The 14,702-nt window shown below is 69.2% G+C and carries 11 protein-coding genes; 7 read left to right on the top strand and 4 right to left on the bottom strand.

Going from position 1 to position 14,702, the window contains the following annotated elements:
- Positions 1 to 24 precede the first annotated feature (24 nt).
- Positions 25 to 1,566: an acyl-CoA synthetase gene (locus ABZ434_RS19140; RefSeq protein WP_359137791.1), complete on the bottom strand. Its 1,542-nt coding sequence runs from the start codon at positions 1,564 to 1,566 to the stop codon at positions 25 to 27.
- Positions 1,563 to 2,672 carry a nitronate monooxygenase family protein gene (locus ABZ434_RS19135; RefSeq protein WP_359137788.1) on the bottom strand — a complete coding sequence of 370 codons (1,110 nt, stop codon included), beginning with the start codon at positions 2,670 to 2,672 and terminating at the stop codon, positions 1,563 to 1,565. The genes ABZ434_RS19140 and ABZ434_RS19135 overlap by 4 nt, the downstream gene beginning before the upstream one ends.
- A gap of 183 nt (positions 2,673 to 2,855) precedes the next feature.
- Here ABZ434_RS19135 and ABZ434_RS19130 point away from each other — a divergent pair, with 183 nt between their 5' ends.
- Entirely contained in the window at positions 2,856 to 4,706 is a 1,851-nt protein-coding gene (locus ABZ434_RS19130) for a serine hydrolase (protein WP_359137785.1), read from the top strand.
- 376 nt (positions 4,707 to 5,082) lie between these two features.
- Here the strand turns inward: ABZ434_RS19130 and ABZ434_RS19125 are convergent, their stop codons facing one another.
- The gene (locus ABZ434_RS19125; protein WP_359137782.1) at positions 5,083 to 5,520 is read right to left on the bottom strand and encodes a VOC family protein; all 438 of its coding nucleotides are present in this window, start codon (positions 5,518 to 5,520) and stop codon (positions 5,083 to 5,085) included.
- 634 nt (positions 5,521 to 6,154) lie between these two features.
- Between ABZ434_RS19125 and ABZ434_RS19120 the strand changes: the two genes are divergently transcribed.
- On the top strand, positions 6,155 to 7,498 hold the full coding sequence (locus tag ABZ434_RS19120; RefSeq protein WP_359137987.1) for an endo-1,4-beta-xylanase: 1,344 nt from the start codon (positions 6,155 to 6,157) through the stop codon (positions 7,496 to 7,498).
- A 149-nt stretch (positions 7,499 to 7,647) separates the two neighbouring features.
- Here ABZ434_RS19120 and ABZ434_RS19115 read toward each other — a convergent pair whose 3' ends face one another.
- Complete coding sequence (locus ABZ434_RS19115) at positions 7,648 to 8,730, bottom strand: LacI family DNA-binding transcriptional regulator (protein WP_359137779.1); 1,083 nt, start codon at positions 8,728 to 8,730, stop codon at positions 7,648 to 7,650.
- A 226-nt stretch (positions 8,731 to 8,956) separates the two neighbouring features.
- Here ABZ434_RS19115 and ABZ434_RS19110 point away from each other — a divergent pair, with 226 nt between their 5' ends.
- The 5 genes from ABZ434_RS19110 to ABZ434_RS19090 are packed head-to-tail and all read left to right on the top strand — an operon-like array spanning position 8,957 to position 14,701.
- The gene (locus ABZ434_RS19110; protein WP_359137776.1) at positions 8,957 to 10,225 is read left to right on the top strand and encodes an ABC transporter substrate-binding protein; all 1,269 of its coding nucleotides are present in this window, start codon (positions 8,957 to 8,959) and stop codon (positions 10,223 to 10,225) included.
- A gap of 9 nt (positions 10,226 to 10,234) precedes the next feature.
- The gene (locus tag ABZ434_RS19105) at positions 10,235 to 11,206 is read left to right on the top strand and encodes a sugar ABC transporter permease (protein ID WP_359137773.1); all 972 of its coding nucleotides are present in this window, start codon (positions 10,235 to 10,237) and stop codon (positions 11,204 to 11,206) included.
- Positions 11,193 to 12,116, top strand: a complete 924-nt coding sequence (locus ABZ434_RS19100) for a carbohydrate ABC transporter permease (protein ID WP_359137770.1) — start codon at positions 11,193 to 11,195, stop codon at positions 12,114 to 12,116. The genes ABZ434_RS19105 and ABZ434_RS19100 overlap by 14 nt, the downstream gene beginning before the upstream one ends.
- A 45-nt stretch (positions 12,117 to 12,161) precedes the next feature.
- Positions 12,162 to 12,926, top strand: a complete 765-nt coding sequence (locus ABZ434_RS19095; RefSeq protein WP_219575394.1) for an SDR family NAD(P)-dependent oxidoreductase — start codon at positions 12,162 to 12,164, stop codon at positions 12,924 to 12,926.
- Positions 12,914 to 14,701 carry a heparinase II/III family protein gene (locus ABZ434_RS19090; protein WP_359137767.1) on the top strand — a complete coding sequence of 596 codons (1,788 nt, stop codon included), beginning with the start codon at positions 12,914 to 12,916 and terminating at the stop codon, positions 14,699 to 14,701. Before ABZ434_RS19095 ends, ABZ434_RS19090 begins: the two co-directional genes overlap by 13 nt.
- The last annotated feature ends 1 nt before the right edge of the window (position 14,702 follow it).

Genomic DNA, 14,702 nt, shown 5'->3' with positions numbered 1-14,702 from the left:
GGGCCGGACCCGTCGAGGGCGCCCTTACCCCTGCCCTTCCCAGTACGGTTCGCGCAACCGCCGTTTGTAGAGCTTGCCGTTAGGATCGCGGGGCATCGTCGTGATGAACCCGAGCGTCCTGGGTCGTTTGTACCCGGCGAGCAGCCCGTCGCAGTGCCCAAGGATCGCGGCGGCGAGTTCATCGCCCGGCTCGTACCCCTCGGCGGCCTCGATGACGGCTCTGACCTCCTCGCCCCAGTCGGCGTGCGGGATGCCGAAGACGGCGGCGTCGGCGACCGCGGGATGGCTGAGCAGGGCACTCTCGATCTCGGCGGGGTAGATGTTCACGCCGCCTGAGATGATCATGTCAATCTTCCGATCGCGCAGGAAGAGATAGCCGTCCTCGTCCAGGACACCGAGGTCACCGACGGTGAAGAAGTCACCGATGCGGTTCTTCCTCGTCTTGCCCTCGTCCTTGTGGTAGCTGAAGCCGCCGGTGCTCATCTTCAGGTAGACGGTGCCGAGCTCGCCCGGGCCGAGCCGGTTGCCGTCGTCGTCGAAGACCGCGAGTTCGCTGATCGGCCAGGCCCGGCCGACCGTGCCCGGCTTCTTCAGCCAGTCGTCGGCGGTGGCGAAGGCGCCGCCTCCCTCACTGGCCGCGTAGTACTCCTCGACGCAGCGGCCCCACCAGTCGATCATCGCCCGTTTGACGTGGTCGGGGCAGGGAGCTGCGCCGTGGATGGCGTGGCGCATCGCCGTGACGTCGTATGCCTGTTTCACCTCGTCGGGAAGGGCGAGAAGGCGGTGGAACTGGGTGGGAACCATGTGGGTGTGGGTGCAGCGGTGGGTGTCCATCGCCCGCAGCATCTCCTCGGGCGTCCACTTGTCCATCACGACGAGGGGGTGGCCTATGTGCAGGGCGGCGCCCGCGAACTGCAACACGGCGGTGTGGTAGAGCGGTGAGCAGACCAGGTGGACGTTGCCGTCGAACGGCTTGATGCCGAAGATGCCGAGGAAACCGCCCAGATAGCTCTCCTCGGGGAGCTTGCCGGGCAACGGCCGGCGGATGCCACGCGGGCGGCCGGTGGTGCCGGAGGTGTAGTTCATGACCCAGCCCAGCGTGCGCCCCTCCGGGGGCGACACCGGCCGGTTCTCCAGCAGTTCCGCGTACGGGCGGAAGCCGTCGACCGCACCGACGCCGTAGCGGTGGGTCGCGGGCACTTTCGCCTCGTCGGCCGCAGCGGCGGCGGCCTCGGTGAAGCGTTCGTGGGCGATGAGCACCTTGGCGCCGGAGTCGGAGACGATCCAGGCGATCTCCGGCCCGACGAGGTGATGGTTGACGGGGACGAGGTAGAACCCGGCCTGCGAGGCGGCGAGGTACGCGGTGAGGAACTCGACGCCGTTGGGCAGGACGACCGCGAAGGCGTCCCCCTCCTCGAGGCCGGCCGCGCGCAGCCCGTGGACCATGCGGTTGGCCTCGGCGTGGAGCCGTCCTGCCGTCCACGTCTCGCCGTCGGGTGCGATCAGGACCGTGCGGTCGGGGTCGGCGTTGGCCTGGGCCCAGAAGCCGTTGGGCGGCTGATTCATGAGACGCTCCGTCCGGCGATGCGGTTGATCCGGTCGATGGCTCGTTCGAAGCCACGGGTCAGGTCGTCGAAGACGGCCTGCACACTGCGTTCGGTGTTCATCCGGCCGACGATCTGGCCGACGGGCGTGCCGAGCAGGGCGTCCGTCTCGTACTTCTGGATACGGGAGACGGCCTCGGCCACCAGGAGCCCCTGGAGCGGCATGGGGAGGGTGCCGGGTCCCGACGGGTCGTCCCAGGCGTCGGTCCATTCGGTACGGAGCTGACGCGCGGGTTTGCCGGTGAGGGCGCGTGAACGCACGGTGTCGCCGGAGCCCGCGGCGAGGAGCTTGGCGGTGAGCGCCCTGGAGTGCATGTCGGCCTCCTCGGTGGTGAGCCAGAGGGAGCCGAGCCAGACGCCCTGGGCGCCGAGCGCCAGCCCTGCGGCGATCTGCTCGCCGCTGCCGATGCCCCCCGCGGCGAGGACCGGGAGCGGCCCCACGGCGTCGACCACGTCCGGGACGAGGACCATGGAGGCGATCTCTCCGGTGTGGCCGCCGGCCTCGTATCCCTGGGCGACGACGATGTCGATGCCCGCGTCCGCGTGGTGGCGGGCGTGCCGGGCGCTTCCGGCGAGCGCGGCGACGAGGACGTCCTGGTCGTGGGCGCGGGCGACGACGTCGGCGGGGGGCGAGCCCAGCGCGTTGGCGAGGACTTTGATGGGGTGGTCGAACGCCACATCCAGTTGGTTGCGGGCGACTTCCTCCATCCAGCCCGTGATGCGCCAGCCCGAGGCCTCGCCCTCGGCGAGTTCGGGGACGCCGTGTCTGGCGAGGGTCTCCTGGACGAACTGCCGGTGGCCGGGCGGGATCATCGCCTCCACATCGGCCTCGCTCACACCCTCCACCTTCTTCGCGGGCATGACGACGTCGAGGCCGTAGGGCTTGCCGTCCGTGTGGTCCTGCATCCAGTCGAGGTCGCGTGCGAGGTCGTCGGGGGCGGTGTAGCGGACCGCTCCGAGTACGCCGAATCCACCGGCCCGGGTGATGGCCGCGGCCACTGCCGGGAATGGGGTGAAGCCGAAGATGGCGTGCTCGATCCCCAGTTTTTGACTCAGCTCCGTCTCCATGGGCGGCAGGATGCCGCAGTCCGACAACCGAAGGAAGAGATTTTCTGATGCAGTGTCAGATTCTTTGTGACTCCGGGGGCCTACGGGACGGCGGAGGGTGACAGTACTCTCGACTTCGGCAGGAAGTTTCAGTCTCGGAAAAGATTTCGAAAGTTACTTTCACGCATGGGGAAGGGGTTCCGGATGACCGAGGACACGACGGGCGGGGGCATCAGCCGACGGAGGCTGGGCGGTGGGATGCTGGCCCTGGGCGGAGCACTCGCCCTGGCACCCGTACCGTTCGCGACGGCGGCGTCTGCCACGGAGTCGGGGGCGGAGTCGTCGGACATGAGTACAAGGACCGCGGCAGGAAGCCCGGCGGGCCGGGACAGGCCGACGCTGCGGCGAGGATCGGCCGCCCGTGCGGGGCTGTTGCAAGAGCCGCTCGACCGGCTCGTCACCGAGGCGGAGAGATATCTCGTCGACGTACCGAAGCACCCTTGGTACGCGGGCGCCGTGCTGCTCGCAGGCCGGGGCGGAACGGTCGCGCTGCACCGGCCGATCGGCAAGGCGGTGCGTTACGCGGCGTACGACGAGAAGACCGACACCGGTGTGGAGCTCCCCGCCGACCAGCAGATCCCCATGGCCGAGGACACGGTCTTCGACCTGGCGTCGGTGTCGAAACTGTTCACCTCGATCCTGGCCGTGCAGCAGATCGAGCGCGGCAGGCTGGAGCTGGAGGCGACCGTCGCCTCCTACCTCCCCGACTTCGCCGGCGGCGGCAAGCAGGACGTCACCATCCGTCAGCTGCTCACCCACACCTCAGGCTTCCGAGCCTGGATCCCGCTCTACAAGGCACCCACGCGCGAGGGAAAGCTGGAGCTGATCTGGAACGAGGTGCCGGCGAGCCCGCCCGGCACGGCGTACCTCTACTCGGACCTCAATCTGATCTCGCTCCAGCTGGTGCTGGAGAAGATCACCGGACAGACCGAGGATGTGCTGCTCCGCGAACAGATCACCGCTCCGCTCGGGATGCACCGCACTCGCTACAACCCACCCGCCTCGTGGAAGCCGAAGATCGCGGCAACCGAGGATGCACGGCTGCCGTGGTCCGGACTGGAGCGCGGCATGGTCTGGGGCGAGGTGCACGACGAGAACGCGTACAGCTTGGACGGTGTCGCCGGGCACGCCGGAGTCTTCTCCTGTGCATGGGACCTGGCGATCCTGGCCCGCACCCTGCTCAACGGCGGGGTCTACGGCCGCGCGAGGATCCTCTCCGCGGCATCGGTGGACCTGCTGTTCACGGATTTCAACACCGCGTTCCCCGGTGACGAGCACGGCCTCGGCTTCGAGCTCTACCAGCACTGGTACATGGGAGCCATGGCCACCCCGCGCACGGCGGGCCACACGGGCTTCACGGGCACCAGCCTCGTCCTCGACCCCACCACGGACTCGTTCCTGATCGTGCTGGGCAACTCGGTCCACCCGGTGCGCAGCTGGCGCTCCGGCAGCGCCCCGCGTGTCGCCACCGCCAACCAGCTGGCCCGGGCCGTCGCGGTCCGCCCGGCCCGGGGCCGTACGGCATGGTTCTCCGGTATGGCCGGCGCCTCGTCGGCCACTCTGGCGCTCCCGCCGCTCGGCCTGAAGTCCTCGCGGGCCCGGCTGGACTGCGCCCTGTGGTGGGACACCGAGCCCGGTTCCGACTTCCTCTTCCTGGAGGGGTCGGCGGACGGCGGAAGCACCTGGCAGCCGGTCCCCTTCACCACCGGTCCTGCCTCGCCGAAGCGGACGGAGCAGCCCGAGCCGCACCCCACGGGATCGGTGTCCGGCTATGCGGGCCGGGTATGGCACCGGCTGGAGGCGGACCTCGCGCCATGGCACGGCGGGGAGGTACGCCTGCGCTGGCGGTACACCACTGATCAGCTGTACGTCGGCCGCGGGGTGTACGTGGACGCCATCAGGGTCGAGGACGGCGGACGTACGGTCTTCGACGAGGCACGTCCCGGAGACGCGCGGCGCATCGAGGCCGACGGCTGGGCCCCTTCGGCGGACTGAGCACATCCACCCGGGGGCCGGGGCGACCGGGCGTGTGCGGCCGGCCGCCCCGCGCGGGGCCTGCCGGGCGGTGTCCGGTCGTCCCCGCACCCGGCACACCCTGTGGTGGGGGCAAGCGCCATCTCCCTCTGGGTGCGCAGCGCCACGGCGGTCCGGGGCCTCGGGGTTCGGCCGGCGGGCACGGGGGACGCCGGGAGGCGTCTTCCTGCAGTCGAGACGCACGCGCCTGCCTCAGGGCTGTCCCACTCCACGGCAGCGTCCGGGCGGGTGGTCGTGATCGCCTCCATGACAGAGCTGGTCGGCGGCGGCGTACTCGAGGAGGCCCGGCAGCCCACCGAGCAGGCGCAGCCCCGGAGCGAGGGGCACAGGCCGGCCCTCACAGCAGGCAGAACTCGTTGCCCTCCGGGTCCGCCATCACATAGTGATCGGGCCTGCCCCCGGTCTGGTGCTCATGGAGGACCCGCGCGCCCGCCGCAGTCAGCCGCCCGAGCGCTTCCAGTACGCGAGGCCACCGCACCTCCCACGGCACCTCGCGGCCCCCGCCGGCCTGCACGTCCACGTGCAGCCGGTTCTTCCCTGCCTTCGACTCGGGCACCTTCATGAAGGACAGGGCGGGCCCCTCGCCGTCCGGGTCGGACAGGTAGGCACCGTCGTCCCACTCCTCCTCCGGGACGTAGTGGTGCGCGAACCACTCCTCCCAGCTGCTGAAGCCCTTCGGTGGCGGCCTCTGCGCGTAGCCGAGGGCGAGCGCCCAGAACTCCGCCAGCTGCGCGGGGTGTGCACAGTCGATCGTGAGACTCCAGCGTGTCGACATGTATTCCTCCGTGCAGTGCAGCGGACGCCTCGTCCGGCTGCGGAGAAACCGATCGTGCCACGGGAAGCCCTGAGAGCATCCGGGATTCAAGATTCTTTTTCCATCGAAATATTTCGACGGATTCTTCCTCGATTTCGATTCCCACGCCCGTCCATTTGCTGACACCGACGCGAAAACACCAGGTCAGCTAGAAGTATCTTGGGCCAGGTTTCGTGATTGCCGCGACATCCCATCCATCACCACGGCGGTGATTCGGAATCCTTTCGTAACTCTCGGAACCGAATGTACGCATGCGTCCCCTCCCGCACCTGAGGACGCCTGGGCAGAGGGCAGATAGTGGCAGTTCAGAGCCACAGAGTGCGACTTCGCAGCGGTTCACCCTGTCGAAATATTTCGAAAATGCGACGTTGACGCGTCACGCAGGCTCGCGCATACTCTCCCTCGCTCCCTGCATCACCGATCAACTTCTCGCCACGGAACCGCCTTTGGGCGGAGTTTCTCCGTGGCGGGCGAGCCGCTCCACGCACAGTCCACCCCCACCCGGGCGGCCCACTCATGGCGCCCGGCGACAGGAAGAAGGTGTTGGAAAGTGATCGTCCATTCATCGCACGGTGGCGAAGCCGCACGCCCACAGCTGCGCTCACGGGCACGCAGGGCCGGCGTACTCGCCACAGCGGGCCTGCTCGCAGCAGCCGGGGCCCTCTCGCTCGCCGGTACCGCCGAGGCCGCCACGACGCTCGGGGCGTCGGCCGCCGCCAAGGGCCGATACTTCGGCACCGCCGTGGCCGCCAACCACCTGGGCGAGTCTGCGTACGCCTCCACCCTGGACACCGAGTTCAACATGGTGACCCCGGAGAACGAGATGAAGTGGGATGCCGTCGAGGGCTCCCGCAACAGCTTCAACTTCGGCTCCGCGGACCAGATCGTCAGCCATGCCCAGGGCAAGGGCATGAAGGTCCGTGGTCACACACTGGTGTGGCACTCCCAGCTGCCGGGCTGGGTCAGCGGGCTCGGCGCCACCGATCTGCGCTCGGCGATGAACAACCACATCAACCAGGTGATGGCGCACTACAAGGGCAAGATCTATGCCTGGGACGTCGTCAACGAAGCCTTCCAGGACGGCAGCAGCGGGGCCAGGCGCAGCTCACCCTTCCAGGACAAGCTCGGCAACGGCTTCATCGAGGAGGCGTTCCGCACCGCCCGGGCCGCCGACTCGGGGGCCAAGCTCTGCTACAACGACTACAACACCGACGGCCAGAACGCGAAGAGCAACGCGGTCTACGCCATGGTGAAGGACTTCAAGCAGCGCGGTGTGCCGATCGACTGCGTGGGCTTCCAGTCACACTTCAACAGCAACTCCCCCGTCCCCTCGGACTACCAGGCCAATCTGCAGCGCTTCGCCGATCTCGGTGTCGATGTGCAGGTCACCGAACTGGACATCGAGGGCTCCGGGTCGGCACAGGCCGCCAGCTACACCAAGGTCGTCAACGCCTGCCTGGCCGTGACGCGGTGCAACGGCATCACCGTATGGGGCATCCCCGACAAGTACTCGTGGCGCAGCAGCGGCACCCCGCTGCTCTTCGACGACAACTACGGCAAGAAGCCCGCGTACACCGCCGTGCTCGCGGCACTGGGCGGAACGAGCGGCGGAGGTGACGGCGGCAGTGGCAGCGGCGCGTGCACGGCCACCTACACCAAGACCAACACCTGGGGCGACCGCTTCAACGGTCAGGTGACCATCACGGCGGGCAGCTCGGCTATCAGCACCTGGACGGTGCCCGTGACCGTGACGTCACCGCAGAAGATCGCCACGACCTGGAACGGCTCGCCGTCCTGGGACAGCAGCGGCAACGTGATGACCATGAAGCCCAACGGCAACGGCAGCCTGGCCGCCGGCGCCTCCACGTCCTTCGGGTTCACCGTCATGACGAACGGCAACACCTCGGCGCCCACCATCGGCGCCTGCACCACCTCCTGACCCACCTTCCGCACCACGTGCGGGCGCGGGGCGCGGCGGCGCTCCCGCAGATCCCGCCGGCCATCGGCGCGAGGGCACCGTCTCCCGGACGGCGCCCTCGTGTCGTTCGTGTGCGGGACCGAGCAAGGCGGCGACGCGTGCCGGGTGCCTCACCGGCGCGCCATGACCTCACCCGGCGCCGCCACCTCGACGGGTGCGGGCGCCGTCGACTCCCGGACCACGAGCCTCGGCCTGATCAGCAGCGAACGCCCGGCAACCGGCGCCGAGTCGATACGGGCTCGCAGCTGCTGAAACGTCTCGGCGGCCATCTCCGGCAGCGGCTGGCGGACCGTGGTCAACGGCGGCTCGAAGAGGTCGGCGAGCAGGATGTCGTCGAACCCGACCACGGAGACGTCCTGCCCGGCGTTGCGGCCGGCATCCTTCGCGCCCCGGCAGATCCCGATGGCGCACATGTCGTTGATGGCGACGAACGCCGTCGGCGGGCGCGGGCCGCACAGCAGTTCACGGGCGGCCCTGCGCCCCAGTTCGGCCGCGTCCTTGTCGCCGAACTCGGTGGTGTCGGCGCCGGGCCACACGATCGCGTCGGCCGGGTCGAGACCCGCCGACTCCAGGGCGGCCCGGAAGCCGCGCAGGCGCTCGCGGCGGTTGACGCTGTTGACCGAGCCGGAGACGAACGCCAGTCGGCGGTGGCCCAGTTCGAGCAGATGACGGGTGGCGAGCTCGGCTCCCATCGCGTTGTCGACGCTGATGGAGGCGAGTGACGGCGGGTCGCCCGCCTGGGCGGTGCGGTCGAAGGCGACCATCTTCAGACCCCGGCCGAGCAGCGGCGCCACATGGTCGAGCGAGGGCAGCGAGGAGCAGAGCACCACGCCACTCACCCCGTCGGCCAGCAGCTCCTCGCCGTACTTGAGCTCACGGGCCGGATCTCGCTCGCTGTTGCAGAGCAGTACGTGGTAACCCTCGGCCAGCGCGATGGCCTCCAGCTCCCGGGCGAGCGCGCCCCAGAAGGGGTTGGCGACGGACGGCACGATCAGGCCGATGACCTTGATCCGGCCGGTGCGCAGCATGCGCGCAGCGCGGTTGGGCCGGTAGCTGAGCTGCTCGATCACCTGCTCCACGCGGGCCAGGGTCGCCGCCTGCATACGGTCCGTACGCCCGTTGAGGACGTTCGAGACGGTGCTGGCGGAGACACCCGCAGCCTCCGCGACCTGATGGATCGTTACCCCGCTCATGCCACCTCCGGTTCGGAACGTGTTCAGCCACACTAGTGTACCGATTTACTGAACTCTCTTCACCGGTACACCCGTTAACTTCCCAGAAAATTGTTGTGCATCAGCTGTTGACGAGCCTCTTGAGGCGTTCTTAGTCTCAGTGCATCGATTTACCAGCGCTTCCCAGCCATGGCCGGGTTGCCATCGCTGGATCGATCCACTGCCTCCACCTCAAAAGGGGTGCCCAATGGAACTCAAACGACGGTCGCTGCTCGCTGCCATCGGCGCCGGTACGGCTGCGGCCGCACTCTCCGGCTGCGGCACCGGCTCCACCGCGGCCGGCTCCGCCGACGGTCCCGCCGAGGGCGAGATCACGCTGCTCACCCCGATCTACGAGAACGCCAACGGCAAGACGTTGCTGGAGAAGGAGATCCTCGGCGGCTTCCGGAAGAAGTATCCGGACGTCAAGGTGAACGTGGACTACACCACGTACGCGCACCTCAACGAGAAGATCACCACGGGGATGGCCGGCGGCCTGCTGCCCGACGTCCTGATGATGGGGGTCGGCTGGATCCCGCCGTTCGCCGCCAAGAAGGCGATCGCCCCGCTGCCCGAGAGGTTCGCCACCGCGCACGACTACGAGAAGCGGGTGCTGGAACCGTCGCGCTACGACGGCAAGCTGTACGCCCTGCCGGTGGTCCTCGACACCCGCATCGTCGTCTACCGCAAGGACCACTTCGCCGAGGCGGGGATCAAGAAGACTCCGGCCAACTGGGCCGAACTGCGGGCCGTGGCGAAGCAGCTGACGAAGGACAGCCGGATCGGCTTCGACCCGTTCTCCATCGATCTGCGCCAGTGCTGGGAGACCTTCCTGTTCACCAACGGCGGTCAGCTGTTCAGTGCCGACGGCAAGAAGGTGCTGTTCACCGACAGCCGGGGCGTCGAGGCGCTGGAGTTCTTCAAGGACCTGATCAAGGACGGCTCCGCCGAGTACGCCAAGAAGACGGACCCCGGCGCTCCGACGAACGTCCAGACGGGCAGGGCGTCGATGATGATGACGACCAGCGCCCTGTGGGAGCAGGTCCGTGAGCAGAACCCGGAACTGCTGAAGGACGACACGCTCGGCGCGTTCATCCTGGCCAACCGCAGGCCGGCGATGCTCCAGGGCGGCACGCTCGTCACCCAGTCGGCGAGCTCCAAGCACCCGGCGGCGGCGCGTGCCCTGGTCGAGTACCTCGCGACCCCCGACTCGATCCTGGGCGCCGCGAAGCAGCGCGGTTCGGTGCCGGGGCTCAAGGATCTCAACGAGTCCGGGTACGTCAAGGAGAACAAGTTCGTCGATCTCTCCCTCCAGAGCATGAGCGCCGCCTGCTCCGAGGGCGGCACCGCGGCCTGGATGGAGATCCGCGAGAAGATCAAGCCGACGCTGGAGCCGGCGATCGTGGGCGGTCAGTCCGCGAAGGACGCCATCGCGGAACTCGGCCGTCTCGCCGAGGCCGCCATCGGCCGGATGTGAGGCGCCACTGTGGGAGCTGTATCCGCACTGAAGGCCCGGCCCGCGCGGCCGCCTTCCCCGCCTGAGAACACCCGGCCCGCCAAGCGGCGTGCCGGCAGGACCCCGACGGGTCCGGGGCGCCGCAGGCAGCGGGCCGGCATGCTGATGGTGGCGCCCGCCCTGCTGCACGCAGCCCTGTGGATAGGCCTGCCGGTCGTCGCCTCGGTCGTCCTGGCCTTCACGAAGTACGACGTGCTGACGCCGCCGCAGTTCGTGGGACTCGACAACTTCCGGGAGATGCTGGACGACGCGGTGTTCCGCAAGTCCATCGTCAACACCGTCATCTACACCTTCTTCACCGTGCCGTTCGGCATGGTGCTGGGGCTGCTGCTGGCGCTCGCCCTGCACACCGGACTGAAGGCGCGCGGCATCTTCCGTACCGCGATCTTCCTGCCGCAGGTCACCGCCACGGTGGCGATCGCGCTGGTCTGGCTGTGGATCTACAACCCGGGCAACGGGCTGTTCAACGCCCTGCTCTCGTTCGTCGGGATCGACGGTCCGGCCTGGCTCTCGTCGACCACCTGGGCACTGCCCTCGGTGATCCTGGTCGGAGTCTGGCAGGGCATCGGCATGAAGATGCTCATCTACCTGGCCGCGCTCCAGTCGCTGCCCAAGGAGCTGTACGAAGCCGCTTCGGTGGACGGGGCGTCCAAGGCGCGGCAGTTCTTCTCGATCACCGTGCCGCTGCTGAAGCCCGCGACGTTCTTCGTGCTCATCACCTCGATGATCAGCGCGTTCCAGTCGTTCGACCAGATCTACATCCTCACCGAAGGCGGGCCGGCCAACAGCACCACGATGATGACGTACGAGATCTACAAGTCCGCCTTCCGGGAATTCCGTGTCGGCTACGCCTGCGCCCAGTCCCTGGTGCTGTTCGTCCTGCTGATGGGCTTCACCCTGGTCAACCGGCGGATCATGGGAGGTACCCGTGGCCACAGCTGAGCTGCACAAGCCCGGGGCCGCGCAGCCGCCCCGCCCCGAGGTGAAGCGGAAGCCGGTCTCAGCCGGTCGGATCGCGCTCTATGCGACGCTGTCCGTCATCTCCCTGTTGATGGTGGTGCCGTTCATCTGGATGGTGCTGACCTCGCTCAAGACCCCGGTGGAGATCGCGTCGCAGGACGCCGGACTGCTGCCGGAACACTGGGACTTCGGCAACTACACCGAGGCGCTGAAGGCCGCGCCCTTCGCCACGTACGCCCGCAACAGCTTCATCATCGCGTTCAGCCACACCGTGCTCAACCTGCTGATCGCCTCGATGGCCGGGTACGCGCTGGCCCGGATCAGGTTCCGGGGCAGCGAGGTCATCTTCTACCTCTTCATCGCGGCCCTGATGATCCCCACGTACACCAAGGTGCTGCCCGAGTTCCTGATCGTCCGCTTCATGCCACTGGCCGGCGGGAACGACCTGTTCGGGCAGGGCGGCAGCGGCTGGCTCGACACGTGGTGGGCGCTCATCGTGCCCGGTGCGGTCACCCCGTTCGCGGTCTTCCTCTTCCGGCAGTTCTATCTGGACCTGCCGGTGGAGCTGGAGGAGGCCGCCCGGCTGGATGGTCTGGGCGAGTTCCGGATCTACGCCCGGATCATGACGCCGCAGGTCAAGCCCGCGCTCATCACGGTGGCGCTGCTGACCTTCGAATCGTCCTGGAACAACTTCCTGTGGCCGCTGCTGGTGACCCGGACGGACAGTCTGCGGGTCATCCAGGTGGGGCTCTCCGTCTTCAAGACGGAGAACGGCCCCCAGTGGCACTTCCTGATGGCGGGCACCACGCTCGCCACCCTGCCCATGGTCGTTCTCTTCCTGATCGGCCAGCGCTACTTCGTGCAGGGCTTCGCCACCGCCGGTCTCAAGTGACCGGCCCCGGTCCTCAAGGGCCGGATACCGAAAGGGTTACCCCCCATGTCTGCTGATCTCCAAGGTTCCCGCGCGCTGGTGACCGGGGCCGGCCACGGTATCGGCCGCGCCATCGCCGTCGCTCTGGCCGAGGCCGGCGCCGATGTCGCCGTCCACTACCACTCCTCCGCCGACGAGGCCGCGAAGACGGTCTCGGCGATCGAGGCGCTCGGCCGCAAGGCCAAGGCGTTCCAGGCCGACGCGACGGTGACGGCCGAAGTGGACCGCCTGGTCGAGGAGGCCACCGGGTTCCTCGGCGGGCTGGACGTCCTGGTCTGCAACGCCGGCCATCTGATCGGGCGGGCGACCATCGCCGAGATGTCCGACGACCACTTCGACCGGGTCATCGACACCAACCTGACCTCGACGTTCCGTACGGTGCGGGCGGCGCTGCCGCATCTGAAGGAGTCGTCCGCCGGGCGCGTCATCACGATGTCTTCGCTGGCCGCGCACAACGGCGGCGGCCCCGGCTCGGTTGCCTACGCGGCCGCCAAGGCCGGCATCCGGGGCTTCACCAAGGGCCTCGCCAAGGAGCTGGGCGGCAGCGGCATCACGGTGAACACCGTCGCCCCCGGCTTCATCAAGGGCACCGCTTTCCACGACACGTTCACCGCGCCGGCGGCGCAGGAGGCGATGGAGGCGGGCATCCCGGTGGGCCGGGCCGGCACGCCCGAGGACGTCGCCTCGGCCGTGGTGCACCTGGCCTCACCCTCGTCCGGCTTCCTCACCGCGACCACGGTGGACATCGACGGTGGCGTATGGCCGCGTTGAGGCGGATCGCGCGGGAGCGCGGCGGCTGGTGGCACGCGTACGTCTGCCCGGCGCACGGGGTGGAGCTGGACCACGGCGATGTGCTCGGCGGAGTGTTCCCGGAGGGCGGCGCGCGGTGCGCGTACGGCTGCCGGGTGGACAACGAGGCGGTGCGCGGTGCCTGGCTGGTGCTGTCGCACCAGGCGTGGGCGCGGCACCTGAGGGTGCTCGCCCACCGCGGAAAGCGCGGAGAGGCGGTGGCACGGCTCGTCGAGTACACCGCTCTGTACGAGGAGCTGGCCACCGCGGCACACGGTGAGGCGCAGGGCTGGATGCTGCGCGGCCGGCTCTTCCACCAGGCACTGACCGACGCGATCTGGGCGGTGAACATCGGGCACACCGTCCTGACGCTCGCCGAGGACGGCACGGACGACCTGTCCGGGGTGCTGCCGCTGCTGGACTCCTTGGAGCGGGCGGCGCTCGATGCCCGCGCCGTACTGATCGGCAAGGGGCAGCTCGCCTCCAACTACACCGCCTGGCTGAACGCCGCGGGCGTGGCCGCCGGGCGGGGGGCCGCGGCGGTGCGCGGGCAGGAGTGGGGCGGCGGCAAGGAGTGGCTGGAGGGCGACAGCGGGCTGTACGCGCATCTGCGGGTCGCGGTCGCCGAGGACGGCTGGGAGTGGGAAGGCAGCACCTACTACCACGGGTTCGTGCTGCGGGCGGCGCTGCTGGCCCTGCGCGGCACCGATCCCGCGGCCCTCCCGGCGGATGTGGTGGACGTGCTGGCAAGGATGACTGACGTGCTGGCGGCGATCGCCACGCCGGGCGGCATCCTGCCCGCGCTGCACGACGGCCCGTATCTGCGTGACCCGCTGGCTTCGGAGTGGCTCGAACTTGTCGCTCTCGCACAGCAGTTGGTGCCCTCAGCCGCGCTGGACGCGGTGGCCGGCCGGGCCAGGGCGGAGCTGGGTACGGGCGACGACGGGCTGGACCGGGAACTGGGCGGCTGGTTCACCGGGCCGCCGCTCCCGGAGCGCCCGGCGCCCGGTGCGCTCACACTGTTCGGCGCGGCCGGCTATGCGGTGCTGCGCGTCGCGGGCATCCACGCCCTGCTGGACTTCGGCCCGCACGGCGGATCGCACGGTCACCGCGACAAACTGTCTCTCTACCTCTACGGCGACACCACGCCGTGGCAGCCCGATCCCGGCCAGGTGCCCTACGCCCACGCCGAGTTCCGTGATCTGTACGCGTCGGCCGAGGCCCATCCGGCGTTCCGTGTGGACGGTCGCGAACAGGCGGAGTGCGCGGGAGCCCTGCTCGCCTCGGACGGCCTCTCCGTCACCGCCGAGGTGACCACGGCGTACGAAGGTGTGCGCGGGGTCAGACGGATCGTGGCCGGCCCCGGCTGTCTGGTGGACCTGCTCACCGTGGCGGCGGATCAGCCCCGTCGCATCAGCGCTCAGCTGCGCCCGGGCTCCGCGCTGGACGTTCAGGTCCAGGCAGCGGGCACGGTACGCACCACCTGGTACGGCGACGAGATGCTGCACGGCTGGCACACGCACCGGGCGGCCGTTCCGGTACGCGCGGTGAGCCGGCCGGGCCCCGGCACGGCGGACGATCCGCAACGCATGCGCACCCGGGTGGACTTCACCGCCGACACCGACAGGGTCACCTTCGCCTCGGTCTACCAGGCCGCGTCGGCCGGGCCTGCGGTGACCGACGTGCAGTTGGACGCGGACGGGCTGACGGTCCGGCTTGCCGACGGCAGTACCGCGACCTTCCGGACGGAGGACTGAC

Origin of the sequence: Streptomyces sp. NPDC005761, from assembly GCF_040630635.1 — a bacterium.
In the GTDB taxonomy this organism is placed as follows: domain Bacteria; phylum Actinomycetota; class Actinomycetes; order Streptomycetales; family Streptomycetaceae; genus Streptomyces.
Note: the sequence above shows the minus strand (reverse complement) of the source record. Positions and strands in the feature narration are given on the sequence as shown.

Bases quoted from the DNA above. Each gene is read 5' to 3' on its own strand.
- ABZ434_RS19140 (WP_359137791.1), bottom strand. From the start codon at position 1,566: ATGAATCAGCCGCCCAACGGCTTCTGGGCCCAGGCCAACGCCGACCCC.
- ABZ434_RS19135 (WP_359137788.1), bottom strand. From the start codon at position 2,672: ATGGAGACGGAGCTGAGTCAAAAACTGGGGATCGAGCACGCCATCTTC.
- ABZ434_RS19130 (WP_359137785.1), top strand. From the start codon at position 2,856: ATGACCGAGGACACGACGGGCGGGGGCATCAGCCGACGGAGGCTGGGC.
- ABZ434_RS19125 (WP_359137782.1), bottom strand. From the start codon at position 5,520: ATGTCGACACGCTGGAGTCTCACGATCGACTGTGCACACCCCGCGCAG.
- ABZ434_RS19115 (WP_359137779.1), bottom strand. From the start codon at position 8,730: ATGAGCGGGGTAACGATCCATCAGGTCGCGGAGGCTGCGGGTGTCTCC.
- ABZ434_RS19110 (WP_359137776.1), top strand. From the start codon at position 8,957: ATGGAACTCAAACGACGGTCGCTGCTCGCTGCCATCGGCGCCGGTACG.
- ABZ434_RS19095 (WP_219575394.1), top strand. From the start codon at position 12,162: ATGTCTGCTGATCTCCAAGGTTCCCGCGCGCTGGTGACCGGGGCCGGC.
- ABZ434_RS19090 (WP_359137767.1), top strand. From the start codon at position 12,914: ATGGCCGCGTTGAGGCGGATCGCGCGGGAGCGCGGCGGCTGGTGGCAC.